The organism is Streptomyces sp. NPDC047853 (genome assembly GCF_043204535.1).
Lineage (GTDB): Bacteria > Actinomycetota > Actinomycetes > Streptomycetales > Streptomycetaceae > Streptomyces.
Map to the genome: position 1 here is coordinate 73,350 of NZ_JBIDCI010000007.1, position 23,247 is coordinate 96,596.

22 protein-coding genes are annotated in these 23,247 nt (G+C 73.2%); 15 read left to right on the top strand and 7 right to left on the bottom strand.

Annotated elements, in window-relative coordinates; genetic code table 11:
- The first annotated feature begins 513 nt into the window (after window positions 1-513).
- The 4 genes from ACGF5T_RS15520 to ACGF5T_RS15535 all read left to right on the top strand — a co-directional run bounded on the left by ACGF5T_RS15520 (window position 514) and on the right by ACGF5T_RS15535 (window position 3,245).
- Entirely contained in the window at window positions 514-1,320 is an 807-nt protein-coding gene (locus ACGF5T_RS15520) for an SGNH/GDSL hydrolase family protein (protein WP_366768034.1), read from the top strand.
- 194 nt (window positions 1,321-1,514) lie between these two features.
- Window positions 1,515-2,057, top strand: a complete 543-nt coding sequence (locus ACGF5T_RS15525; RefSeq protein ID WP_366768033.1) for a sigma-70 family RNA polymerase sigma factor — start codon at window positions 1,515-1,517, stop codon at window positions 2,055-2,057.
- On the top strand, window positions 2,054-2,860 hold the full coding sequence (locus ACGF5T_RS15530; protein ID WP_366768032.1) for an anti-sigma factor: 807 nt from the start codon (window positions 2,054-2,056) through the stop codon (window positions 2,858-2,860). Before ACGF5T_RS15525 ends, ACGF5T_RS15530 begins: the two co-directional genes overlap by 4 nt.
- A 115-nt stretch (window positions 2,861-2,975) precedes the next feature.
- Window positions 2,976-3,245 (top strand): hypothetical protein, encoded by a 270-nt coding sequence (locus ACGF5T_RS15535; protein ID WP_053128431.1) that lies wholly within the window; start codon window positions 2,976-2,978, stop codon window positions 3,243-3,245.
- Between the two features lie 336 nt (window positions 3,246-3,581).
- Here the strand turns inward: ACGF5T_RS15535 and ACGF5T_RS15540 are convergent, their stop codons facing one another.
- From ACGF5T_RS15540 to hmgA, 3 genes are read right to left on the bottom strand one after another with little or no spacing between them, the layout of a single operon-like run.
- The gene (locus ACGF5T_RS15540) at window positions 3,582-4,742 is read right to left on the bottom strand and encodes a type ISP restriction/modification enzyme (protein ID WP_366768031.1); all 1,161 of its coding nucleotides are present in this window, start codon (window positions 4,740-4,742) and stop codon (window positions 3,582-3,584) included.
- 22 nt (window positions 4,743-4,764) lie between these two features.
- On the bottom strand, window positions 4,765-5,514 hold the full coding sequence (locus ACGF5T_RS15545) for a GntR family transcriptional regulator (RefSeq protein WP_356606064.1): 750 nt from the start codon (window positions 5,512-5,514) through the stop codon (window positions 4,765-4,767).
- A gap of 26 nt (window positions 5,515-5,540) precedes the next feature.
- Window positions 5,541-6,857 carry a homogentisate 1,2-dioxygenase gene (hmgA, locus tag ACGF5T_RS15550; RefSeq protein ID WP_356606062.1) on the bottom strand — a complete coding sequence of 439 codons (1,317 nt, stop codon included), beginning with the start codon at window positions 6,855-6,857 and terminating at the stop codon, window positions 5,541-5,543.
- A 173-nt stretch (window positions 6,858-7,030) separates the two neighbouring features.
- Here hmgA and ACGF5T_RS15555 point away from each other — a divergent pair, with 173 nt between their 5' ends.
- The 8 genes from ACGF5T_RS15555 (at window position 7,031) to ACGF5T_RS15590 (ending at window position 17,925) form a co-directional block, all read left to right on the top strand.
- Window positions 7,031-7,600, top strand: coding sequence for a hypothetical protein (locus ACGF5T_RS15555; protein WP_356606060.1), 570 nt, complete (start codon window positions 7,031-7,033; stop codon window positions 7,598-7,600).
- Between the two features lie 152 nt (window positions 7,601-7,752).
- Entirely contained in the window at window positions 7,753-8,370 is a 618-nt protein-coding gene (locus ACGF5T_RS15560) for a TetR/AcrR family transcriptional regulator (protein WP_356606058.1), read from the top strand.
- A gap of 101 nt (window positions 8,371-8,471) precedes the next feature.
- The gene (locus ACGF5T_RS15565) at window positions 8,472-10,703 is read left to right on the top strand and encodes a molybdopterin oxidoreductase family protein (protein ID WP_366768030.1); all 2,232 of its coding nucleotides are present in this window, start codon (window positions 8,472-8,474) and stop codon (window positions 10,701-10,703) included.
- A gap of 135 nt (window positions 10,704-10,838) precedes the next feature.
- A complete protein-coding gene (locus ACGF5T_RS15570; RefSeq protein ID WP_366768029.1) occupies window positions 10,839-12,284 on the top strand; it encodes a citrate:proton symporter in 1,446 nt (481 codons plus the stop codon).
- 72 nt (window positions 12,285-12,356) lie between these two features.
- Window positions 12,357-13,595, top strand: a complete 1,239-nt coding sequence (locus ACGF5T_RS15575; RefSeq protein ID WP_366768028.1) for an MFS transporter — start codon at window positions 12,357-12,359, stop codon at window positions 13,593-13,595.
- A gap of 361 nt (window positions 13,596-13,956) precedes the next feature.
- Window positions 13,957-15,294, top strand: a complete 1,338-nt coding sequence (locus ACGF5T_RS15580; RefSeq protein ID WP_356606050.1) for an ABC transporter ATP-binding protein — start codon at window positions 13,957-13,959, stop codon at window positions 15,292-15,294.
- Between the two features lie 122 nt (window positions 15,295-15,416).
- Complete coding sequence (locus ACGF5T_RS15585; protein WP_356606048.1) at window positions 15,417-16,805, top strand: aldehyde dehydrogenase family protein; 1,389 nt, start codon at window positions 15,417-15,419, stop codon at window positions 16,803-16,805.
- Window positions 16,806-16,827: 22 nt separating this feature from the next.
- Window positions 16,828-17,925 (top strand): Zn-dependent alcohol dehydrogenase, encoded by a 1,098-nt coding sequence (locus ACGF5T_RS15590; protein ID WP_356606046.1) that lies wholly within the window; start codon window positions 16,828-16,830, stop codon window positions 17,923-17,925.
- On the opposite strand, the gene ACGF5T_RS15595 is transcribed toward ACGF5T_RS15590, so the two are convergent.
- The 3 genes from ACGF5T_RS15595 to ACGF5T_RS15605 form a co-directional block, all read right to left on the bottom strand.
- Window positions 17,922-18,896 (bottom strand): DMT family transporter, encoded by a 975-nt coding sequence (locus ACGF5T_RS15595; protein WP_366768049.1) that lies wholly within the window; start codon window positions 18,894-18,896, stop codon window positions 17,922-17,924. The two genes, ACGF5T_RS15590 and ACGF5T_RS15595, sit on opposite strands and share 4 nt — an antisense overlap.
- A 100-nt stretch (window positions 18,897-18,996) precedes the next feature.
- Window positions 18,997-19,710 carry a winged helix-turn-helix domain-containing protein gene (locus ACGF5T_RS15600; protein WP_361017596.1) on the bottom strand — a complete coding sequence of 238 codons (714 nt, stop codon included), beginning with the start codon at window positions 19,708-19,710 and terminating at the stop codon, window positions 18,997-18,999.
- A 47-nt stretch (window positions 19,711-19,757) separates the two neighbouring features.
- Window positions 19,758-20,399, bottom strand: coding sequence for a TetR/AcrR family transcriptional regulator (locus ACGF5T_RS15605; protein ID WP_356606042.1), 642 nt, complete (start codon window positions 20,397-20,399; stop codon window positions 19,758-19,760).
- 105 nt (window positions 20,400-20,504) lie between these two features.
- Here ACGF5T_RS15605 and ACGF5T_RS15610 point away from each other — a divergent pair, with 105 nt between their 5' ends.
- The 3 genes from ACGF5T_RS15610 to ACGF5T_RS15620 all read left to right on the top strand — a co-directional run bounded on the left by ACGF5T_RS15610 (window position 20,505) and on the right by ACGF5T_RS15620 (window position 22,764).
- On the top strand, window positions 20,505-21,656 hold the full coding sequence (locus tag ACGF5T_RS15610; protein WP_356606040.1) for an acyl-CoA dehydrogenase family protein: 1,152 nt from the start codon (window positions 20,505-20,507) through the stop codon (window positions 21,654-21,656).
- 88 nt (window positions 21,657-21,744) lie between these two features.
- Window positions 21,745-22,059, top strand: a complete 315-nt coding sequence (locus tag ACGF5T_RS15615) for a YiaA/YiaB family inner membrane protein (protein WP_053128400.1) — start codon at window positions 21,745-21,747, stop codon at window positions 22,057-22,059.
- A 60-nt stretch (window positions 22,060-22,119) separates the two neighbouring features.
- On the top strand, window positions 22,120-22,764 hold the full coding sequence (locus ACGF5T_RS15620) for a TetR/AcrR family transcriptional regulator (protein WP_356606038.1): 645 nt from the start codon (window positions 22,120-22,122) through the stop codon (window positions 22,762-22,764).
- Here ACGF5T_RS15620 and ACGF5T_RS15625 read toward each other — a convergent pair.
- The gene (locus ACGF5T_RS15625; RefSeq protein WP_356606036.1) at window positions 22,755-23,216 is read right to left on the bottom strand and encodes a MaoC family dehydratase; all 462 of its coding nucleotides are present in this window, start codon (window positions 23,214-23,216) and stop codon (window positions 22,755-22,757) included. The genes ACGF5T_RS15620 and ACGF5T_RS15625 overlap by 10 nt on opposite strands.
- Window positions 23,217-23,247 lie beyond the last annotated feature (31 nt).

A 23,247-nucleotide genomic window follows, 5' to 3' on the forward strand; every position in this document is an offset into this window, starting at 1 on the left:
CCGTACGTGTCGGACGAGCTGGCATGGCCTGCCGGCGCCGGAAAGAAACGGCAGCCGACCGCGCGGCACGGCCCGGTCGCCTGTGCGGCCACCGAGCACGGCACCCCCCTACCGCGCCTCCCACCCGGTCCGCCGCGGCCTCGAGCCCTCCCCTGAGCCGCTTGCCGACGTTCCGATGCGAGAGATGTATGACGGTATTGACGATTGAAGCTGTATGGCAAGACCTGGAAGCAGGACTCACGTTTTTGTTGGTTTGCCGCCATCTGTTCTTCACAAGGGGCGATTTCGTACGGAGTCGGTCCCCCGGACCGTTCCGCTTTGCCCCCCGAAGCCCAAGATGCCGGGCCTCAATGTGGCGCAGCTCTCAGGAGACCGTCAAGACGGCACAGGTGTTCCCGCCGGTTTCCGTCCGATTTTGAACGACCGTCAGCCATTTCTTGGCATGGACACTTCCTGTCAACACGCGTAGCTGCTACCACGGTTCATGGCAGAGATCCTGCTAAAGGAGGTTCCATGAGACGTTCCCGACTTGTCGGCTTCCTGACTTCCGTCCTCCTCGCCGCCGGCGCCGCCCTCACCGGGGCCGCGACCGCCCAGGCAGCCCAACCCGCAGTGTCCGGCGGCTATGTGGCGCTCGGCGACTCCTACTCCTCCGGCGTCGGAGCGGGCAGCTACATCGCCTCCAGCGGCGACTGCAAGCGCAGCACGAAGGCTCACCCCTACCTCTGGGCGGCCGCCAACTCACCCTCGACCTTCGACTTCACGGCCTGTTCCGGCGCCCGTACGGGTGATGTTCTCGCCGGACAACTCGGCCCGCTCAGCACCGCCACCGGCCTGGTCTCGATCAGCGTCGGCGGCAACGACGCGGGATTCGCCGACGTGATGATGACCTGCGTCCTCCAGTCCGACAGCTCCTGCCTGTCGCGGATCGCCACCGCGAAGGCGTACGTCGACTCCACGCTGCCCGGCAACCTCGACGGCGTCTACACGGCGATCAGCGGCAGGGCCCCGAACGCCGAGGTCGTCGTCATCGGCTACCCGCGCTTCTACCAGCTCGGCGCCTCCTGCCTCGGCCTCTCCGAGACCAAGCGGAAGGCGATCAACGACGCCGCCGACCACCTCAACACCGCGATCGCCAAGCGGGCCGCCGACCACGGCTTCACCTTCGGCGACGTGCGCACGACGTTCACCGGGCACGAGATCTGCTCCGGCAGTTCCTGGCTGCACAGCGTGAACTGGCTGAACATCGGCGAGTCGTACCACCCGACCGCGGCCGGCCAGTCCGGTGGCTACCTGCCGGTCCTCAACAGCGCCGCCTGACCGGAAACGGAAGCAGAAGGAGAAGAGGAGGGGAGGCCCCGTCGGTCGGGGTCTCCCCTCCTCCCGCTTCCCGGTCGAGGCCGCCGACCCGCGTTTTCCGCCCGCGGATCCGTACCTCCGCCCGAGGGCGCGCCGCCGCGCGCGCCCCGCGGTGATGTCGACGGGCCGGCGCGGCCCGCGGAGAGGGGGGACCCGTGGAGGCGGACGAGCTGCTGGTGCTCGTGGCGGACGGCGACCAGAAGGCCTTCGAGGACCTGTACGGACTGGTGTCCGGTCCGGTGTTCGGACTCGTACGGCGCGTGGTGCGCGACCCCGCCCAGTCCGAGGAGGTGGCGCAGGAGGTGCTGCTCGAACTGTGGCGGTCCGCCGCGCGGTTCGACCCGCGCAGGGGGAGCGCCCTGTCCTGGATCCTCACCGTCGCGCACCGCCGCGCCGTCGACCGGGTCCGCAGCGCCCGCGCGGCCGGCGAACGCGAACGACGCGAGGCCCGCCGCGCCCGCCTCCCCGCCTTCGACCAGGTGTCCGAGGAGGTCGAGGCGGGTCTCGAACGCGAAGGGGTACGCCGCTGCCTGGACCGGCTGACCGCCCTGCAACGCCAGTCGGTCACCCTCGCCTACTACGACGGCTACACCTACCGGGAGGTGGCCGAACGCCTCTCCATTCCCCTGGGCACCGTCAAGACACGGATGAGGGACGGCCTCACCCGCCTGCGCGACTGCCTGGGGGGCGCCGCATGAGCCCCCTCGGCCGGCTGTCGCGCCGCGGCGCCCTCCACTCGTTCGCCGCCCCCTACGCCCTGGACGCCCTGGAGGGCGCCGAACGGGTCCGCTTCGAACGGCACCTGCGAGGGTGCGTCCGCTGCGACGCCGAGGTGCGGGCCCTGACCGAGGACGCCGTCCGGCTGGCCCGGTCCACGGCCGTACCGGCGCCGTCGGCCCTGCGCGACCGCGTCCTGGCCGCCGTACGCACCACCCCGCAGGAGCCCGCGCCCGGGACCGTACCGAGGCTGCCGCCGCACGTGTGGGGCGTCGGGCCGCCGCCGGGGCGCTCCCGCGTCTCCCGGCCGCGCCACCTGCTCGTGCCGTTCGCCACGGCCACGGCGGCGGCGGCCCTCGTGGTGGCCTCGCTCTTCGCCGTGCAGGCGGACCGTACCCAGGGGGAGTTGGACGCCGCGGGGGAACGGGCACGTGAGATCGCCCACGTTCTCGCGGCTCCGGACGTCCGCGCGACGTCCGACACGGACGACCGGGGCCGCACCCTCGCGGTGGTCGCCTCCGCGTCCGAGGGGCGCGCGGTCGTCACCCTGAGCGGATACGGCGAGCCGTCCGGCGACCGCGTGCACCAGCTGTGGCTCGTGCGCCCCGGCGCCGGGCCGCGCTCCCTGGGGCTCCTCGACGGCGACACGCCCCTGATCGCCTCCGGTCTGCGACCGTCCGTCACGTCACTGGCCGTGACGGTCGAACCCGATGGCGGCTCCGACCGGCCGACGAGCAGGCCGGTTGTCCAACTCACCCTGGAATCTGTTGGATTCGGAGAGTAATCGTCAACCCCCTTACGGGGAAGGTGAATCCTGTGACCGCGATACACGCATGCCGCACCGGGGCGATAGGGTTACCCTGCCCGGGCCGGGTGGACTCGTACGGGTGGGGAGTGACATGGAACAGATAACAGTGCGCAGCAGGGCCAGGGTCCCTGCGATCACCTGCGGGAGCAGCGCGACCAGCTCGCGTCTCGACCGCCATCTCGCGGTGCTGGGAGGGCCTGCCCTTCCACAGCGGGAGACGGTGGAGGCGACGTCGCTGATGCGTGAGCTGACCGCGCGTGAGCCCGCGCACAAGCGCAGCAGCAGAGGCGCCAGGGTGCGCCGGGTCTCGCTGTTCGCGCCGCTGCGCCGACTGCGTCGTTCGCTGTTCGGCAGCAACTGAGGCCCGCGCTCCGGCCGCACACCGTCCCCGGCGCGGCGCCGCCGCACACGTCCGTCATCCCCACGGCACGCAGCGGCGCCCCGGTGTGTTCCCGAGCGCGGGCACGATCCCGTACACCCGCTCGTACGCCTGACTGACCCGTACGCCCGACTCGTACGTCCGGTTCCGTCCGCCTCCTTCCGTCCGCCTCGCGCGCCCGATGTCGTAGGCCCGCCTGGCGCACCCGGCTCCGTGGGTCCGTCCGGTGGTCCGTCCGGTTCGTCCCGCGCCCGGGTTCGTCTCCCCGCGTCACCGCTTCCCCGCCCGGCGGTGAGGCCCACCGGCTCTCCGGCCGCGCTACAGCAGTGCCAGCTGGCCCTCCGGACCCTCTTCCCGGCCGTCCAGGACGGAAGCCGGCCGACGGGCCGCCGACGGCACCGGGAGAACGCCCGCCGCGCGCAGTTCGGCCGCCGTGATCTCCGCCGACACCGTGAGTTCCCGGCACCGCGGCCGGACCTCGGCGAGCAGCGCCAGAACCGTGATCAGCTCCAGCAGCTCGGACGTCCAGGTCTGCGGCCAGCCGCCCGGGCGGATCGCCGCGAGCGTGCCCGGCTCGCCCTCGGCGGTGCGGGCCGCGAACCACTGCTCCAGCACCCGCACCCCGCCCGCCTCGAAGTCCCAGGCGCCGGGCGGCACGGGGGAGACCCGGCCCTCGTCCAGGTACAGGGCCTCCTCCCCCCGGTCGTAGCGAAGGGTCAGCGGGCGCGCGGGCAGCGGGGCACGGACGTACGGGCGGCGGCCGCCGGGCAGCTTGGGGCGCTCGCCGTCGCGGCGCATCAGCCACAGGGCGCGCCGGCCCAGGCCGACGCCGTACTCCCACAGCGCCGGGTCCGCGGTGAGCGGGACCCGGGAGCCCTCCCGCACGGCCGCCACCGTCCAGGCCAGCACGTCCAGCGGCTCGGGACGCCGGCCGAGCCGGGCGGCCAGGTGGTCCAGGAGGCCGGGGGCGAGATTCGGCTCCGTGCCGCCGGGACGGCGGAACAGCGGGCGGACCCGGGCGCCGCCGAGCAGGGGCAGCCGGGAGGTCGCCAGGAGCAGCGGAGGGCCCGTCGCTTCGGCGGTCTCCGCCACGAAGACCTGTTGCCCGTCCGCCACCCGCCACAGCTCGGGACGGGCCGCGTCGATCAGCCGGTGGTCGGGGATCAGCCACTGCTCGTCGAAGGGCGCGCGCAGTACGCGGACCGGTTCCGGGCACGGCCCGTGGGCGCGCAGCAGCTTCTCCGTGCCGCCGGACGCGCCCGGCAGCCGGCCGACCGCCGTGTGCAGCGTGCGGGACCGCGTCGGCTCCAGCAGGGCCTCGCGGTCGGGGCCCTCCGCCTTCACCAGAGCGTCCCAACGGGCCCTCAGGGATGCCGGGTCGGGAGCCGCCGGCCACCCCCGGCCGAGCCGCGGCGGTGCGACGGACCACGGCATGAGGTCCGCCAGCGGCGGAGCGTCGTCGTGCGTCACGCTGGGCATCGTACGACGGGGCACCCGGGCCTCAGGTGGCGTCCAGGGTGACCGTGAAGGAGAAACGGTCGCCCCGGTAGTGGATGACGGCCACGTCCAGCACCCGTCCCGCGCTGTCGTAGGTGATGCCGGTGTAGTGCAGGATCGGGCTGAGCAGCGGGACGTCGAGCAGCCGGGCGGTCTCCGGGTCCGCGAGCCGGGCCTCGACGGTGTCCGTGATCCGGCTGATGTCCACGCCCACCACGTCCCGCAGCACCTTGGTCATCGGCCAGCGGGCCAGATCGGCCGGGTCGACGCGGGCGGCGATCTCGGGGCGGACGTAGTTGCGGGCGTGGTTGGTGGGCTCGCCCGTCTTCTCCTCGCGGCGCAGCCGGTGGTACGTCGCCGTCTCGGCCAGATCCGGGAAGTGCTCGGCCAGTTCGGCCGGGACCGGGCCGGTGCCGTGGTCGAGCAGCTCGGTCCGCATGCCGGACTGCTGGGCCACGATCGCGTCCACCGAACCCAGCAGCCGCACCGGGGCGCCGCGCCGGGCATGCGGTTCGATGAACGTGCCGCGCCTGCGGTGCCGGGTGATCAGCCCTTCGTCCTCCAACTCCTTCAGTGCCTGCCGCATGGTCAGCACGCTCACCCCGTAGTGGCCGGCCAGCTGCTCCTCGGTGGGCAGGCGCAGCGGGTCCCGCGGCGAGCGGCCGAGTATCGAGGCGCGCAGCGACTGCGACACCTGGTACCAGAGCGGCAGCTTGCGGTTCAGGACGATGGAGTCCGGGGCGAAGGAGGTCACGGGCCATCCGTACCGGTAGGCATTGCTCAGTGCAAGGGGCGGAAGTGACGCTCCATGCCCTGCCAGACGTCGTCGTAGCGCGGTTGCAGGTGCTCGGCGCGGGCCGCCTGGGGGGTGAGGGTCACCGGCCACCGCGTCTCGAACATGAACGCCAGGCCGTCGTCGATCCGCTGCGGCTTCAGCTCGGCGGCGCTCGCCCGGTCGAAGGTCTCCCGGTCCGGCCCGTGCGCCGACATCATGTTGTGCAGCGAACCGCCGCCGGGGACGAAGCCCTCGGCCTTCGCGTCGTAGGCGCCCTCGATCAGGCCCATGTACTCGCTCATCACGTTCCGGTGGAAGTACGGCGGCCGGAAGGTGTCCTCGCCCACCAGCCAGCGCGGCGCGAAGACCACGAAGTCCACGCCGGCCAGGCCCGGGGTGTCCGACGGGGACGTGAGCACCGTGAAGATCGACGGGTCCGGGTGGTCGTACGAGATGGTGCCGATGACGTTGAAACGGCGCAGGTCGTAGACGTAGGGCACATGGTTGCCGTGCCAGGCGACCACGTCGAGGGGGGAGTGGTCGTACACGGCGGTCCAGAGGTTGCCGCAGAACTTGTTGACCACCTCCGTGGGGCTCTCGTCGTCCTCGAAGGCCGCGACGGGTGCCTTGAAGTCCCGCGCGTTCGCCAGGCCGTTGGCGCCGATCGGGCCGAGGTCGGGGAGGCGGAAGGGGGCGCCGTAGTTCTCGCAGACGTACCCGCGCGCGTCCTCGTCGAGCAGCTCCACGCGAAAGCGCACCCCGCGCGGGATCAGTGCCACATGGCCGGGTTCGGCGTGCAGCAGCCCGAACTCGGTGCGCAGCAGCAGCCCGCCGCGCTCAGGCACGATCAGCAGCTCTCCGTCCGCGTCGCTGAACACGCGGTCCATGGAGGCCGTGGCGTGGTACAGGTGCACGGCCATGCCGGCGCGCTGGGTGACGTCGCCGTTGCCGCCGAGCGTCCACAGGCCCGCCAGGAAGTCCGTACCGGCCTCGGAGGCGGGGAGCGGACTCCAGCGCAGGCGGTTCGGGTCGGGCACGGCCTGGGTGAAGGGGGCCGTGCGGATCGCGCCGTTGCCCGTGCGGGTGAACGCCGGGTGCGCGGCCGACGGGCGGATGCGGTAGAGCCACGAACGCCGGTTGTCCGCCCTCGGTTCCGTGAACGCGGTGCCGCTCAGCTGTTCCGCGTACAGCCCGAGCGGTGCTCGCTGGGGCGAGTTCCGGCCCTCGGGCAGCGCGCCCGGCACGGCCTGCGAGCTGTGCTCGTTGCCGAAGCCGGACAGGTAGGCCAGCCCCTCCGCGGTCTTCCGCGCGTCCCCGCTCATTGATCGCTCCCTCGCCACCCGATTCCTATGGGACACCGTAGGATTGCGGTTTCCCCCGCGCAAGGGGGCGCACGGGTTCTTCCCCGACCGGTACGGGTCCCTCTTGGGGAGGATGACCGGAACCGGACCCCAGGGGGATTCGCCGGGTCGGACCTGTGTTCTAGTCTCCCGTCATGTCGTGGACGCGGAGAGTACGCACCGTGCTCGCGGTCTGTGTCCTGCTGCTGACCGGATCCGTGGGCTGCGGTTCCGGTGCCGAGGGCGAACCGGAGACCCGGGCCTCGGCCACCCCGGTGGGCAGACTGCTCGACACCACCGACGAGGAGGGCCGGCGCTACCGGGAGGTGGACGGCGCGCGGGCGCCCGAGGTCGGCATAGAGGTGCAGCCCGAGACCGACGGCGGCTGGGACGTACGCCTGACCGTCCGCGACTTCAGGTTCTCGCCGCCCGGTACGGAGGCGAAGGCGGTGGCCGGCCGCGGCGTCGCCCACCTCTTCCTCGACGGCGACCTCGTCACCCGCCTGCGCGGCCCGGAGCACCACCTCGCCGCCGGCCTCGTCCCGCGCGGCACCCACCAGGTCACGGTCCGCCTGTACGCGGACGACGGCACCGTCTGGGCCGCCGACGGCGAGCCCGTCGAGAGCACGGCGGACATCACGGCGTCGGAGGTGGAGCCCACGGAGGCGACGGGGCCGGAGGAGATCGACGAGCAGGGCCCGCCCGCCGACACGGTGGGCCGGTGAGAGTGGGGGAGGGGGTCCGCTCCGCCGGTGCGGTGGTGCCGGTGGGTGTGAGGGCGCGGGCCCGCCCGCCGACACGGTGGGCCGGTGAACGGGGGCGCCGGCCCGCACCGTACCGAAGGTCACAGTTCACCGGACCGCGGCGGAAGGGCATCATGAGACCCGTGTCCCACGCGACCTCGCTCCGCCGCGCCCCCGTCCAGCGGCGCAGCGCCGAACGGCTGACCCGGATCCTCGACGCCTGCGCCGACCTCCTCGACGAGGCCGGCTACGACGCCCTGAGCACCCGGGCCGTCGCGCTGCGCGCGGACGTCCCCATCGGCTCGGTGTACCGCTTCTTCGGCAACAAGCGGCAGATGGTCGACGCGCTCGCCCAGCGCAACCTGGAACGCTACGCGGAGCGCGTCACCGAACGGCTCACCGTGACCGGCGACGGCGGCTGGCGCGGGGCACTGGACGCGGTGCTCGACGAGTACCTGGCGATGAAGCGCACCGCGCCCGGCTTCTCCCTGATCGACTTCGGCAACCAGATCCCGGTCGGCGGCCGCCACGCCGTCCCCAACCACCGGGTCGCCGACCGGCTCACCGAACTGCTCTCCGGCTACCTCGGCCGCACCCCCGACGACGATCTGCGCCGCGTCTTCCTCGTCGCCGTGGAGACCGCCGACTCCCTGGTCCAGCTCGCCTTCCGGGTCGCGCCGGACGGGGACGAGAAGATCATCGAGGAGGCCCGGGAGCTGTTGCGGGCGTACCTGGGGCGCGTACTGGAGTGACGGGCCGGTGCCGTACGGCCTCCCGCGCGGGTCTCCCCAACATGCCTACCGGTCGGTATGCTCGCCGCGAGGAAGCGCCGCTGCCGCCCCCGGGAGGACCCGTGTCCCGCACCGCCCTGCGTATCTGCCCCCTGTGCGAGGCCACCTGCGGCCTGGCCCTCACCATCGACGGCACCACGGTCACCGCCGCCCGCGGCGACCGCGACGACGTGTTCAGCCGTGGGTTCATCTGCCCCAAGGGCGCGTCCTTCGGTGCCGTCGACTCCGACCCCGACCGGCTGCGCACCCCCCTGGTGCGCAGGGACGGCGCACTGCGCGAGGCCACCTGGGAGGAGGCGTTCGACGCGGTCGCCGCCGGGGTCCGGGCCGTCGTCGAACGGCACGGCCCGCACGCCGTCGGCGTCGTCCTCGGCAACCCCAACGTGCACACCGTGGCCGGCGCCCTCTACCCGTCCGTCCTGCTCGCGGCCCTCGGCACGCGCAGCCTCTTCACCGCCTCCACGGTCGACCAGATGCCCAAGCACGTCTCCAGCGGGCTGCTCTTCGGCGACGCCAACGCCATCCCGGTGCCCGACCTGGACCGCACCGACCACCTGCTGCTGATCGGCGCCAACCCGCTGGAGTCCAACGGGAGTCTGTGCACCGCGCCCGACTTCCCCGGCCGCCTCAAGGCCCTCAGGGCCCGCGGCGGCACTCTCACCGTCATCGACCCGCGCCGCACCCGCACCGCGAAGCTCGCCGACCGGCACGTGGCGATCCGCCCCGGCACCGACGCCCTGCTGCTCGCCGCGATGGCCCACGTACTCTTCGAAGAGGACCTGGTGGACCTCGGTGAGCAGGCCTCGCACGTCGAGGGCGTGGAGGAACTGTCCGCGGCGGTCCGGGACTTCACGCCGGAGGCCGTCGCCCCGGCCTGTGACGTGGAGGCCGGCGTGACACGCGCCCTCGCCCGTGAACTCGCCGCGGCCCCCACCGCCGCCGTCTACGGCCGCATCGGCAGCTGCACCGTCCCGCACGGCACCCTGGCCAGCTGGCTCGTGGACGTCCTCAACCTCCTCACCGGCAACCTCGACCGGCCCGGCGGCGCCCTCTTCCCGCAGGCGGCCACCGACCGGACGCCCCGCCCCGCCGGGCCCGGCCGGGGCTTCGCGCTCGGCCGCTGGCGCTCCCGGGTCGGCGGACACCCCGAGGCCAAGGGCGAGCTGCCGCTGTCCGTCCTCGCCGAGGAGATCGACACCGCCACCGACGAGGGCGAACCGGTCCGGGCGCTGATCACCGTCGCCGCCAACCCCGTCCTGTCGGCACCCGACGGGAACCGGCTCGACCGGGCCCTGGACTCGCTCGACTTCATGGTCAGCGTCGACCCCTACCTCAACGAGACCTCGCGCCACGCCCACGTCGTCCTGCCGCCGCCCCCTCCGGCCCAGAGCCCGCACCACGACTTCGCCCTCAACACCCTCGCCGTGCGCCACCAGGTCCGCTACACCCGCCCGGCCGTCCCGCTGGAGCCCGGCCGCATGGCCGAGACCGAGATCCTGGCCCGGCTGACCCTGGCCGCCTCCGGCCGGCACGGCACCGACCCGGCCGCCGTCGACGCCATGGTGATCGAGCAGACCCTGTCCAGGTCCGTCCGCGACCCGCACTCGCCCGTGCACGGCCGCGACCCCGTCGAACTGACCGCCCTGCTCACCGGGGAGAACGGTGCCGAACGACGGCTGGACATGATGCTGCGCCTGGGCCCCTACGGCGACGGCTTCGGCGTACGCCCGGACGGACTGTCGCTCCGGCGGCTGCTGGAGCACCCGCACGGCATCGACCTCGGACCGCTGCGCCCGCGGCTGCCGCAGCCGCTGAAGACCCGCAGCGGCAAGGTGGAGCTGCTGCCGGGGCCGATCGCCGACGACCTGCCGCGGCTGCGGCGGGCCCTGGCCGAGCGCCCCGACGGGCTCGTCCTCGTCGGCCGCCGACACCTGCGGTCCAACAACAGCTGGATGCACAACGTCCCGGCCCTCACCGGCGGCTCCAACCGCTGCACGCTGCACCTCCACCCCGACGACGCCGAACGGCTCGGCGTCCGCACCGGGGCGAGCGTGCGCGTGAAGGGCGCCGGCGGGGAGGTGACCGCTCCCGCCGAGGTCACCGACGCCGTCCGGCCGGGCGTGGTCAGCCTCCCGCACGGCTGGGGACACGACCGGCCGGGCACCCGGCTGACCCACGCCGCCACCGACCCCGGCGTCAACGTCAACCAGCTCCTCGACGGCAGCGCGCTCGACCCGCTGTCGGGCAACGCGGTCCTCAACGGAGTGCCCGTGGAGGTCAGCCCGATCAGCTGAGCACAGCTGTGACCTGGAGTTTTGCGCTTATTGCTCGCGTGTCAACGTCTTGTTAACGCGCGTACACGGCACCTAACGTCGCTCGCACCGCCTGCCCCGGTGGGATGTTCAAGGGCGAACGTTAGGTACTCATTCATGCTGACCATCCTCGGCTTCGCCATGATCGCGACCTTCCTGGTCCTGATCATGATGAAGAAGATGTCGCCGATCGCGGCGCTCGTGCTGATCCCCGCGCTGTTCTGCGTGTTCGTCGGCAAGGGCGCCCACCTCGGGGACTACGTCATCGACGGCGTGTCCAGCCTCGCCCCCACCGCGGCGATGCTCATGTTCGCGATCGTCTACTTCGGGGTGATGATCGACGTCGGGCTCTTCGACCCGATCGTCCGGGCCATCCTGAAGTTCTGCAAGGCGGACCCGATGCGCATCGTGGTCGGCACGGCCCTGCTCGCCGCCATCGTCTCCCTGGACGGCGACGGCTCCACCACCTTCATGATCACGGTCTCGGCGATGTACCCGCTGTACAAGCGCCTGAAGATGAGCCTGGTCGTGATGACCGGTGTGGCGGCCATGGCCAACGGCGTGATGAACACGCTGCCGTGGGGCGGACCCACCGCCCGCGCCGCGACCGCGCTGAAGGTCGACGCCACCGACATCTTCGTGCCGATGATCCCGGCCCTGGCCGTCGGTCTGCTCGCCGTCGTCGTCCTCGCCTACGTGCTCGGGCTGCGCGAGCGCCGGCGCGTGGGCACGCTGACGCTGGACGAGGCGCTGGTGCGGGAGCCGGAGAGCGAGACGGTGCTGGTCGGCGCCGGGGCGGGGGCCCGCACGGGGGCGGGTGCGGCTTCCGGTGCGGGTACGGCCCCGGGTGCCGGTGCCGGTGCCGGTGCCGGTGCCGGTGCGGAGAAGGCGTCCGCGGGGGACGGGGAGCCGGACGACGACTTCCAGGGCCTCGACCCGAACCGGGCCACCCTGCGCCCCAAGCTGTACTGGTTCAACGCGCTGCTCACGGTCGCCCTGCTCACCGCCATGATCATGGAGCTGCTGCCGATCCCGGTGCTCTTCCTGCTCGGCGCCGCGCTCGCGCTCACCGTCAACTTCCCCCACATCCCCGACCAGAAGGCCCGGATCGCGGCCCACGCCGACAACGTGCTCAACGTCTCCGGCATGGTCTTCGCCGCCGCCGTCTTCACCGGCGTCCTCACCGGCACCGGCATGGTCGACCACATGGCCAACTGGCTGGTGGACACCATCCCCGAGGGCATGGGCCCGCACATGGGCCTGGTGACCGGCCTGCTGAGCCTGCCGCTCACCTACTTCATGTCGAACGACGGCTTCTACTTCGGCGTGCTGCCGGTGCTCGCCGAGGCCGGTCAGGCGCACGGGGTGTCGACGCTGGAGATCGCCCGCGCCTCGATCGTCGGCCAGCCGCTGCACATGTCCAGCCCGCTCGTCCCGGCCGTCTACGTCCTGGTCGGCATGGCCAAGGTCGAGTTCGGCGACCACACCCGGTTCGTGGTCAAGTGGGCGGTCCTGACGAGCCTGGTCATCCTCGCGGCGGGCATTCTGTTCGGCATCATCTGATCAACGGACCGGCTTCCCCGGGCTCGACCGGGGACCGGCTCACGGACCCGTCGGTCCGGGAAGGACACGACCATGGCGCCCGGTGGGAACCGCGGCTGGCTGCTCCGCCTCGTCATCGCCTTCGGCTTCGCGCAGGGGGCGGTGTCGATGGCCCGGCCCGCCGTCTCCTACCGGGCCCTCGCGCTGGGCGCGGACGAGCGGGCGATCGGCGTCATCGCCGGTGTGTACGCGCTGCTGCCGCTGTTCGCCGCCGTCCCGCTCGGCCGCCGCACCGACCACGGCCGCTGCGCGCCGCTGCTGCCCGTCGGCGTGGTGCTCATCGCCGGCGGCTGCGCGCTGAGCGGCGTCGCGGGCTCGCTGTGGGCGATGGCCCTGTGGAGCGGCGTCATGGGCCTCGGCCACCTCTGCTTCGTCATCGGCGCCCAGTCGCTGGTCGCCCGCCAGTCCGCGCCGCACGAACAGGACCGCAACTTCGGCCACTTCACGATCGGCGCCTCGCTCGGCCAGCTGATCGGCCCGGTCGCGGCGGGCGCGCTGATCGGCGGCCACGACATGGCGGGCAGCAGCGCGCTGGCCCTGGTGGTGGCGGGCGCGGGCGCGGCGGTGGCGTGCACGTCGCTGTGGCGCATAGAGCACCCGACACCCGCCGGCTCCCGCCCGGAGGCGGGCACGCGGGTCCCCGTGGGGAGCATCCTGCGCGCCCGGGGCGTGCCCGCGGGCATCCTGATCAGCCTGTCCGTGCTGTCCGCCACCGACATCCTGACCGCCTACCTGCCGGTGGTCGGGGAGCACCGGGGCATCTCCCCGGCCGTGATCGGCGTACTGCTCAGCCTGCGGGCGGCGGCCACGATCGCCTGCCGGCTGGTGCTGACGCCTCTGCTGCGGCTGCTCGGCCGCACCGCGCTGCTCACGGTCACCTGTCTGCTGGCCGCCCTGCTGTGCGCCGGTGTCGCGCTGCCGGTGCCGGTGTGGGGGCTCGCGCTGATGCTGGCCGTCCTGGGCTTCTGCCTCGGCGTCGGCCAGCCGCTGTCCATGACCACGGTCGTCCAGGCGGCCCCCGACGGAGCCCGCTCCACCGCCCTGGCCCTCCGGCTGACCGGCAACCGCCTCGGCCAGGTCGCCGCACCCGCCGCGGCCGGACTGATCGCCGGTGTCGCGGGTGTGGCGGCGCCCTTCGTGATGCTCGGGGCGCTGCTGTTCCTGTCCTCGGGCATCGCCCTGCGCTCCTCCTCCGGCCCGCCCGGGAACCAGCCGCCCACCGGGGGAGGGGCTCCCCGCGACCGGCGGGCACCGCGTCGCACGGCCCGCTGACGGCTCCACCGCGCGTGTCCCGGGCCCCCGCTGCGGAACCGCGCCGCCGGGGTTGTAGCCGGGGCCGGGGCCGGCGTTCCCGGCAGGTCCGGCTGCCGTGCCCGGGCGGTCCCGTGCGGCGCCTCCGGAGCCGCTCCACCGGCCGCCCCGGGGCCCGTACGCCCTCCGTGAGCGGTCCGGTGGCTGAATTCGGCCGTCCGCTTTCTCAGCAGATGGACGCCTGCCTCGAATTCGGGTCCGGTGTCTTCCCCCGCCCGCGCACATTCCGTTAACTTCCGTGACTCACACGCCCCGTACGACCCGCACGAGGGCGTCCGACCGCGGAGCACCAGCGCTCAGTGAGCCCCCGGGGGCACCTGCCATGACACGCGCCATCTCCCTGCACGACGTGAGCAAGACCTACGCGCGAGGCGTCCGCGTGGTGGACCGGCTGTCGCTGGACGTCGCGCCCGGCGAGTTCCTCGTCCTGCTCGGCCCCTCCGGCTGCGGCAAGTCCACCGTGCTGCGCATGATCGCCGGCCTGGAGGAGATCACCGACGGCGAACTGCTGCTGGACGGCGCGTACGCCAACGACCTGCTGCCGTCCGAGCGGAGCATGGCGATGGTCTTCCAGAACTTCGCCCTGTACCCCAACATGACGACCCGCGGGAACATCGGCTTCCCGCTGCGCGTCGAGGCCCCGCAGGCCGACCACGGCCCCCGCGTGGACGCCACCGCCCGCATGCTGGGCATCGAGGACCTCCTCGACCGCTTCCCCGCCCAGCTCTCCGGCGGCGAACGCCAGCGCGTCGCCATGGGCCGGGCCATCGCCCGCCACCCCACCGCCTTCCTCATGGACGAGCCGCTGTCCAACCTCGACGCCAAGCTCCGCAACCACCTGCGCGCCGAGATCACCAAGCTGACCCGGGAACTGGGCGTCACGACGATCTACGTCACCCACGACCAGTCCGAGGCCATGTCCCTCGGCGACCGCGTCGCCGTCCTGCGTGGAGGCGTCCTCCAGCAGGTGGACGCCCCGCGCGCGGTGTACGCGCTCCCGCGCAACGTCTTCGTCGCCGCCTTCATCGGCACCCCGCGCATCAACCTGCTGCGCGGCCTGGTGCGCGCCCCGCTGGACGGCGCGATGACCATCAGCCTGGGCAAGCAGTTCCTGCGCCTGCCGGAACCGCTCTCCCTGGACCACCAGCTGCTCCGCGTCCAGCAGGGCCGTGAGGTCATCGTCGGTCTGCGCTCGGAGGCGGTCCGGATCGCGCAGCCCTCCTCCGCCCGCCCCGGCGAGGTGCTGCTCACCGGCCTCGTGGAGCACGTCGAGTTCCAGGGCCACGAGGTCCTCGTGCACTTCGACACCGGCTCGCGGCCGGCCGTGGTGCCCGACCTGGAGGCGCCGCGCCCCCTCACCCGCCCGGCCAGGCGCCGCCGCCGCGACGGCACGGTCCTGGACCGGCTGAGGGAGCGGGCGGGCGCCCTGCGCGCCGGACCGGTGGTGGTCATGGACGAACCGGAGGAGACCGGCCCCGCGGTGGCCCCGCCCGACGGCCGCCTGCCCGGCGACCTGATCGTCCGGACCACCCCCGACATCGACCTGCGCCACGGCATGCAGGTGCCGCTCCTCGTCGACCTGGCCCACCTGTTCGTCTTCGACCAGCACGGCGAACGGATCTGCCCCGCCCCCGCCCGGCTGCCGGACCTGGAGGAGTGAGCCCACGGAAAGCCGCCCCACCGGGAGGGTGACCCGCGCCACCATGGCGGCCGCCCCTGGTGCCGTAAAACTATCGGCGCTAGTTTGGGGCCGGACGACGAGGCCCGCCCGGAAGGAACGCGATGAAGGCACACGACGGCATGTACATCGACGGAGCCTGGCGGTCCGCCGACGGACGGGACACGATCGACGTCGTGAACCCGGCCGACGAGCAGGTGATCGGCCAGGTCCCGGCCGGCAACGCCCTGGACGTCGACACCGCCGTGCGGGCCGCCCGGGCCGCCCTGCCGGGCTGGGCCGCGACCCCGCCCGCCGAGCGGGCCGCACGCCTGGCCGCCCTGCGGGACGTGCTGGTCGCCCGCAAGGACGAGATCGCGGAGACGGTCACCGCCGAGCTGGGCTCCCCGCTGAAGTTCTCGCAGGCCGTGCACGCCGGCGCGCCGATCGCCGTCGCCGGCTCCTACGCCGAGCTGGCGGCCACGTACGCCTTCGAGGAGAAGGTCGGCAACTCCGTCGTCCACCACGAACCGATCGGCGTGGTCGGCGCCATCACCCCCTGGAACTACCCCCTGCACCAGATCGTCGCCAAGGTCGCCCCGGCGCTCGCGGCCGGCTGCACGATCGTGCTGAAGCCCGCCGAGGACACCCCGCTCACCGCCCAGCTCTTCGCGGAGGCCGTGCACGAGGCCGAGGTGCCGGCGGGCGTCTTCAACCTGGTCACCGGCCTGGGTCCGGTCGCCGGGCAGGCCCTCGCCGAGCACCCCGGTGTCGACCTGGTCTCCTTCACCGGCTCCACGGCCGTGGGCCGGCGGATCGGCGCCCTCGCCGGCGCCGCCGTCAAGAAGGTCGCCCTCGAACTCGGCGGCAAGTCCGCCAACGTCATCCTGCCCAGCGCCGACCTCGCCAAGGCCGTGAACGTGGGCGTCGCCAACGTCATGTCCAACTCCGGTCAGACGTGTAGCGCCTGGACCCGCATGCTGGTCCACCGCGACCAGTACGACGAGGCCGTGGAGCTGGCCGCCGAGGCCGCCGCGAAGTACGGCGACCGGATCGGCCCGGTCGTCAACGCCAAGCAGCAGGAGCGGGTGCGCGGATACATCGAGAAGGGTGCCGCCGAGGGCGCCCGTGTCGTCGCGGGCGGTCCCGAAGCCCCGCGGGACAAGGGGTACTTCGTCAGCCCTACGGTCTTCGCCGACGTGACCGAGGAGATGACCGTCGCCCAGGAGGAGATCTTCGGCCCCGTCCTGACCATCCTCCGCTACGAGGACGAGGACGACGCCCTGCGGATCGCCAACGGCACGGTGTACGGCCTCGCCGGCGCCGTCTGGGCCGGGGACGAGGCCGAGGCGGTCGCCTTCGCCCGCCGCATGGACACCGGCCAGGTCGACATCAACGGCGGGCGGTTCAACCCGCTGGCGCCCTTCGGCGGCTACAAGCAGTCCGGCGTGGGCCGCGAGCTGGGCTCGCACGGCCTGGCCGAGTACCTCCAGACCAAGTCCCTCCAGTTCTAGCTCCAGGGGAGTCGTCCACGTCATGGCCGTCCGTACCGCTGTCCGTGCCGCCGTCGTACCCGCCGTAGGCTCCCCGCTGGAGGTCACCGGGATCGAGTTGCCCGCACCCGGCCCCGGCCAGGTCCACGTGCGGCTCGCCGCCGCCGGCGTCTGCCACTCCGACCTGTCCCTGTCCAACGGCACCATGCGCGTGCCGGTCCCCGCCGTCCTCGGCCACGAGGGCGCCGGCACGGTCCTCGCCGTCGGCGACGGCGTCACCCACGTCGCCCCCGGCGACGACGTCGTCCTCAACTGGGCCCCGTCCTGCGGCGCCTGCCACGCCTGCTCGCTCGGCGAGGTCTGGCTGTGCGCGAACGCCCTGGCCGGCGCGGCGAACGTGCACGCCCGCCGTGCCGACGACGGCACCGACCTGCACCCCGGGCTCAACGTCGCCGCCTTCGCCGAGGAGACGGTGGTCTCCGCGGCCTGCGTCCTGCCCGTCCCCGACGGCATCCCCCTCACCGACGCGGCCCTGCTCGGCTGCGCCGTGCTCACCGGGTACGGCGCCGTCCACCACTCGGCGAAGGTCCGGGAGGGCGAGACCGTCGCGGTGTTCGGCGTCGGGGGAGTGGGGCTCGCCGCGCTCCAGTCGGCCCGGATCGCGGGCGCCTCGAAGATCGTCGCCGTCGACGTGTCCCCGGAGAAGGAGGAGCTGGCCCGCTCCGCCGGCGCCACCGACTACCTCGTCGCCGGCGAGAACACCGCCCGCGAGATCCGTGCCCTCACGGGCAAGCAGGGCGTGGACGTCGCCGTCGAGTGCGTGGGCCGGGCCGTCACCATCCGCACCGCCTGGGAATCCACCCGGCGCGGTGGCCGCACCACGGTCGTCGGCATCGGCGGCAAGGACCAGCAGGTCACCTTCAACGCCCTGGAGATCTTCCACTGGGGCCGCACCCTCACCGGCTGTGTCTACGGCGACGCCGACCCCGTCCGGGACCTGCCCGTCCTGGCCGAGCACGTCCGCGCGGGGCGGCTGGACCTCGGCGCCCTGGTGACGGAGCGGATCGCGCTGGACGGCATCCCGGCGGCCTTCGAGAACATGCTGGCGGGCAAGGGCGGACGGGCGCTGGTGGTGTTCTAGACCCGGCCCCCGCGTCCCGCGTGCGGCTCCGTGGCCCCCTCGGGCTCCGGAGCCGCCGTCCCCTTCCGGTTCCGCGACCGCGACACCGCCACGCCCGCCAGGCACAGCGCGCCCCCCGCCAGGGTGAGCAGCCCCGGCACCTCGCCCAGCGCCAGCCACGACATCAGGACGACCAGGGCGGGCACGGCGTAGGTGGTCGCGCCCATGCGGCCGGCCGTCGTACGGGCCAGGGCGTACGCCCACGTGGTGAACGCCAGGGCGGTCGGGAACACGCCCAGGTACACCATGTTGAGGGTCGCGGAGACGGGCGCGTCGGCCGCCTCCCGCACCAGCTGCCCCGCGAACGGCAGGCAGAGCACCGCGCCGACCAGGCACCCGAAGGTCGTCACCTGGAGCGCGCTCGCGTGTCCCAGCGCGGGCTTCTGCGCGACGACCCCGCCCGCGTACGCCACGGCGGCCAGCAGGCACAGCACGACGCCGAACAGCGAGGAACCGCCCTCACCGGACATCGACAGGCCCACGGTCACCGCCCCGGCGAACGACACCGCCATCCCCGCGAGCAGCCGCGGCGGCAGTCCGTCCCCGAGGAACCGGGCGCCGAGCAGGGCGATGAGGATCGGCCCGACGTTCACCACCAGGGCGGCCGTACCGGCGTCCACCTGCTGCTCGCCCCAGTTCAGGACGACCATGTAGAAGCCGAACCACAGCACCCCCGATATCGCGATGCCCCGCCAGGCGGCCCGCGGCGGCAGCCCCTCCCGGCGCAGCAGGCAGAGCGCGCCGAGTGCCAGGACGCCCGACAGCAGCCGGCCGAGCGCCAGCGCGCCCGGGGAGTAGACCTCACCCGCGCTGCGGATGGAGACGAAGGCGGAGGCCCACAGCACGACGGTGACGGTGGCGGCGCCGGCCGCGAGCAGCTGCGGGCGGGGTGAGGCGGCGCGCGGGGTGGTGGCGCGCGGGGCGGTGCTCATCATGCTCCCGAGGCTAGGAGGGAAAGGGTTTTTCGACCGGCGGGTTCCGGACGGGGACGCGGCGGTTCGGGGCGGCGGTTCGGGGACGGGGACGGTGTGCTCAGCGCAGTACCACCGGGTCGATGCCCAGCAGCTCCGTCAGCGCCCGCTCACCCGCCGCCGTCACCCGCACCGCGCGCTCGGAGCCGATGCGCACGCACCAGCCCGTCTCCAGGGCGTGCCGGCACAGGGCCGCGCCCGCGACGCCCGCGAGGTGGGGGCGGCGTTCGGTCCAGTCGAGGCAGCCGCGGGCCAGCGGCCTGCGCCCCGTGGGCCGCAGGGCGATCCCGGCGGTGTCGAACCAGCCCAGGCCCGCGTCCGTGAGGGCGAAGCCGGTGTCCTGGCGCAGCAGCCCGCGTCCGGTCAGCGCGTCGGTGACGGCGATCCCGAGCCGCCCGGCGAGATGGTCGTAGCAGGTGCGTCCCCGCGCCATCGCCGACCCGGCGCTCGAAGCCCGCAGGGTACGCGGTCGCCGGGTCGCGGCCTCGGGGGCGACCTGCGCGGCCAGGTCCTCCACGAGCTGGGCGGTCCGCTCGTCGGCCAGCCGCACGTACCGGTGCCGCCCCTGCCGCTCCTCGGCGAGCAGACCGCCCGCGACGAGCTTGCCCAGGTGTTCGCTGAGCGTCGACGCGGCGACGCCCGCGTGCCGGGCCAGCTCGCCGGCGGTCCACGCCCGGCCGTCGAGCAGCGCCAGCAGACAGGCGGCCCGGGTCTCGTCGGCGATCAGCCCGGCCAGCCGGGCGAGTCCGGGGGCCCCGGTTTCCCTGGTGGTCATGCGTCCCAGGATGCGTCACGCACCGTTCGGTCCCCGCCGAAGTGTCCTCACGCGTCCCCCGCGGCCTGACGGTACTGCTGCGCCAGCCCGTCCAGCAGGGCCGCCAGCCCGGTCTCGAAGGCGCGCTCGTCGATCTTCTCCTGCTGCTCGGCCAGCAGGTGCGCCTTGCCGAGGTGCGGGTAGTCGGCGGGGTCGTACGCGCTGGCGTCGTCCGGGAAGCCCCGGGCGAAGGAGCCGAGCGCGGAACCCATGACGAAGTAGCGCATCAGGGCGCCGATGGACGTGGCCTGGGCCGGCGGCCAGCCCGCGTCGACCATCGCCCCGTAGACGGCGTCCGCGAGGCGCAGCGCGGCCGGGCGGCGGCCGGGGCCGTGGGCCAGGACCGGGACGATGTTGGGGTGGTCGCGCAGCGCCGCCCGGTAGGAGACGGCCCAGTCGTGCAGCGCGGTCCGCCACTCCCGGCCGTCCTCGAACATCGACAGGTCGACCTGTGCGCTCACCGAGTCGGCCACCGCCTCCAGGATCTCGTCCTTGGTGCGGAAGTGGTTGTAGAGCGAGGGCCCGCTGACCCCCAGCTCCGCCGCGAGCCGGCGGGTGGAGACGGCCGCGAGGCCCTCCGCGTCCACCAGCGCGCGGGCCGTCTCGACGATCCGGTCGGTGCTGAGCAGGGGCTTGCGCGGTCGGGCCATGGCGCACATAGTAGGGCTGCGTACAGAAACTAGCAGTGCTAATTTAAATGTACGGTTTTCAAGGTGTACGGCTTCCAAGACGTCTTTCCTGTGGGGTGACTCGGCATGAACCTGGAGCTCAGCGAGGAGCAGAGCGCCGTACGGCAGCTCGCGCGGGACTTCGTGGAGCGCGAGATCGCCCCGCACGTCGTCGCCTGGGACCGTGCCGAGGAGGTCGACCGGTCGATCGTGAAGAAGCTCGGCGAGGTCGGTTTCCTCGGGCTCACCGTCGACGAGGAGTACGGCGGCTCGGGCGGCGACCACCTCGCGTACTGCCTGGTCACCGAGGAGCTGGGGCGCGGTGACAGCTCGGTGCGCGGCATCGTCTCCGTCTCCCTCGGCCTGGTCGCCAAAACCGTCGCCGCGTGGGGCGACGAGGAGCAGAAGCGGCGCTGGCTGCCGGGGCTCACCTCCGGCGACCACGTCGGCTGCTTCGGGCTGACCGAGCCCGGCACGGGGTCGGACGCCGGCAACCTCTCCACCCGCGCGGTGCGCGACGGCGGCGACTACGTCATCAACGGCACCAAGATGTTCATCACCAACGGCACCTGGGCCGACGTCGTACTGCTCTTCGCCCGCTCGACCGACGCCCCCGGCCACAAGGGCGTCTCCGCCTTCCTGGTGCCCACCGACACGCCCGGCCTCAGCCGCCGTGCCGTCCACGGCAAGCTCGGGCTGCGCGGCCAGGCCACCGCCGAGCTGGTCCTGGAGGACGTGCGCGTCCCCGCCTCCGCGATGCTGGCCCCCGAGGGCAAGGGCTTCTCGGTCGCCATGTCGGCCCTCGCCAAGGGCCGGATGTCGGTGGCGGCCGGCTGTGTCGGCATCGCCCAGGCCGCGCTGGACGTCGCCGTGCGGTACGCGGGCGAGCGCGAGCAGTTCGGGAAGACCATCGCCCACCACCAGCTGGTCCAGGAGCTGATCAGCGACATCGCCCTCGACGTGGACGCGGCCCGGCTGCTGACCTGGCGGGTCGCCGACCTGATCGACCGCGGACAGCCCTTCACCGTCGAGTCCTCCAAGGCCAAGCTGTTCGCCTCGGAGGCCGCGGTCCGCGCCGCCAACAACGCCCTGCAGGTCTTCGGCGGCTACGGCTACATCGACGAGTACCCGGCCGGGAAGCTGCTGCGCGACGCCCGCGTGATGACCCTTTACGAGGGCACCAGCCAGATCCAGAAGCTGGTCATCGGACGGGCGCTGACGGGGGTGTCGGCCTTCTGAGCCCCGGGCTCCGAGCCTGCGGCCCTGAGTACCGGGACTGAGTACGCGGGCGGATGTGGCCGGGGCCGCGTCCGCCGATCCTGTTCCCATGAATGACACATCGGTCAAGCAGCAGAGCACGGCGGCCTTCTACGGTCAGGCCGTCGCGTCGTTCTCGGTCGCCATGGCCGCCACCGCCATCGGCATCTACCAGCTCGAGGCCGACCCCTGGGTGCGCGCCTTCCTCGCCATAGCCGTCCTGTACCTGGTCACCTCGGCCTTCACCCTGGCCAAGATCATCCGTGACCGCCAGGAGGTGGGGCAGATCGTGAGCCGGGTGGACCAGGCGCGGCTGGACAAGATCCTCGTCGAGCACGACCCCTTCCAGAAGCCGGGCGGCACCCCGGCACAGCAGCGCCCCTAAGCGACCGCTCAGCTTCGGCGGTATGGTGGTGCTCCTGTCACCGAGAGGGGCGAACAAGCGATGAGTACGGCGGCCGAGAAGACGGGCGGCGAGACCGAGCCGTGGGAAGAGGTCACCCCGGACGCGGCCCGGCGGCTCCTGGTCGCCGCGGTGGAGGCTTTCGCGGAGCGCGGGTACCACGCGACCACGACCCGCGACATCGCCGGGCGGGCCGGCATGAGCCCGGCCGCGCTCTACATCCACTACAAGACCAAGGAGGAGCTCCTCCACCGCATCAGCCGGATCGGCCACGCCCGGGCGGTCGCCATCCTGCGCGCCGCGGCCCAGGGCGAGGGGAGCGCCGCCGAGCGGCTCGCCGACGCGGTGAGCTCCTTCGTGCGCTGGCACGCCGGACGGCGCACCACCGCGCGGGTCGTCCAGTACGAGCTGGACGCGCTCGGACCCGAGGCCCGCGACGAGATCCTCGCGCTGCGCCGGCAGTGCGACGCCGCCGTGCGCGGCATCATCGACGACGGTGTGGCGTCGGGCGAGTTCGACGTGCCGGACGTCAAGGGCACGACACTGGCCGTGCTGTCGCTCTGCATCGACGTGGCCCGCTGGTTCAACGTCAACGGGCCCCGGACGCCCGACGAGGTCGGCGCGCTCTACGCCGACCTCGTGCTGCGGATGGTGGGTGCCCGGGTGCCGGGCGCCGCTCAGACGTAGTAGCGCGAGACGGACTCGGCGACGCACACGGGCTTGTCGCCGCCCTCGCGCTCCACGGTGAAGGCGACGGCCACCTGGATCCCTCCCTTGACGTCCTCGACGCCGGTGATCGTCGCCGTGGCGCGCAGCCGCGAGCCCACCGGGACGGGGGAGGGGAAGCGCACCTTGTTCGTGCCGTAGTTGACGCCCATCGTCACGCCCTCGACCCGGATGAGCTGCGGTCCGAAGAGCGGCAGCAGCGACAGGGTGAGGTAGCCGTGCGCGATGGTGGTGCCGAACGGGCCCGCGGCGGCCTTCTCCGGGTCGACGTGGATCCACTGGTGGTCGCCGGTCGCCTCCGCGAAGAGGTCGATCCGCTTCTGGTCGACCTCCAGCCAGTCGGTGTACCCCAGTTGCTCGCCGACCGCCGCCTTCACCTCGTCGGTGGATGTGAAGATCCTGGGCTCTGCCATGTCCCGGCCTCTCTGCTCGCTCGACCTGTTC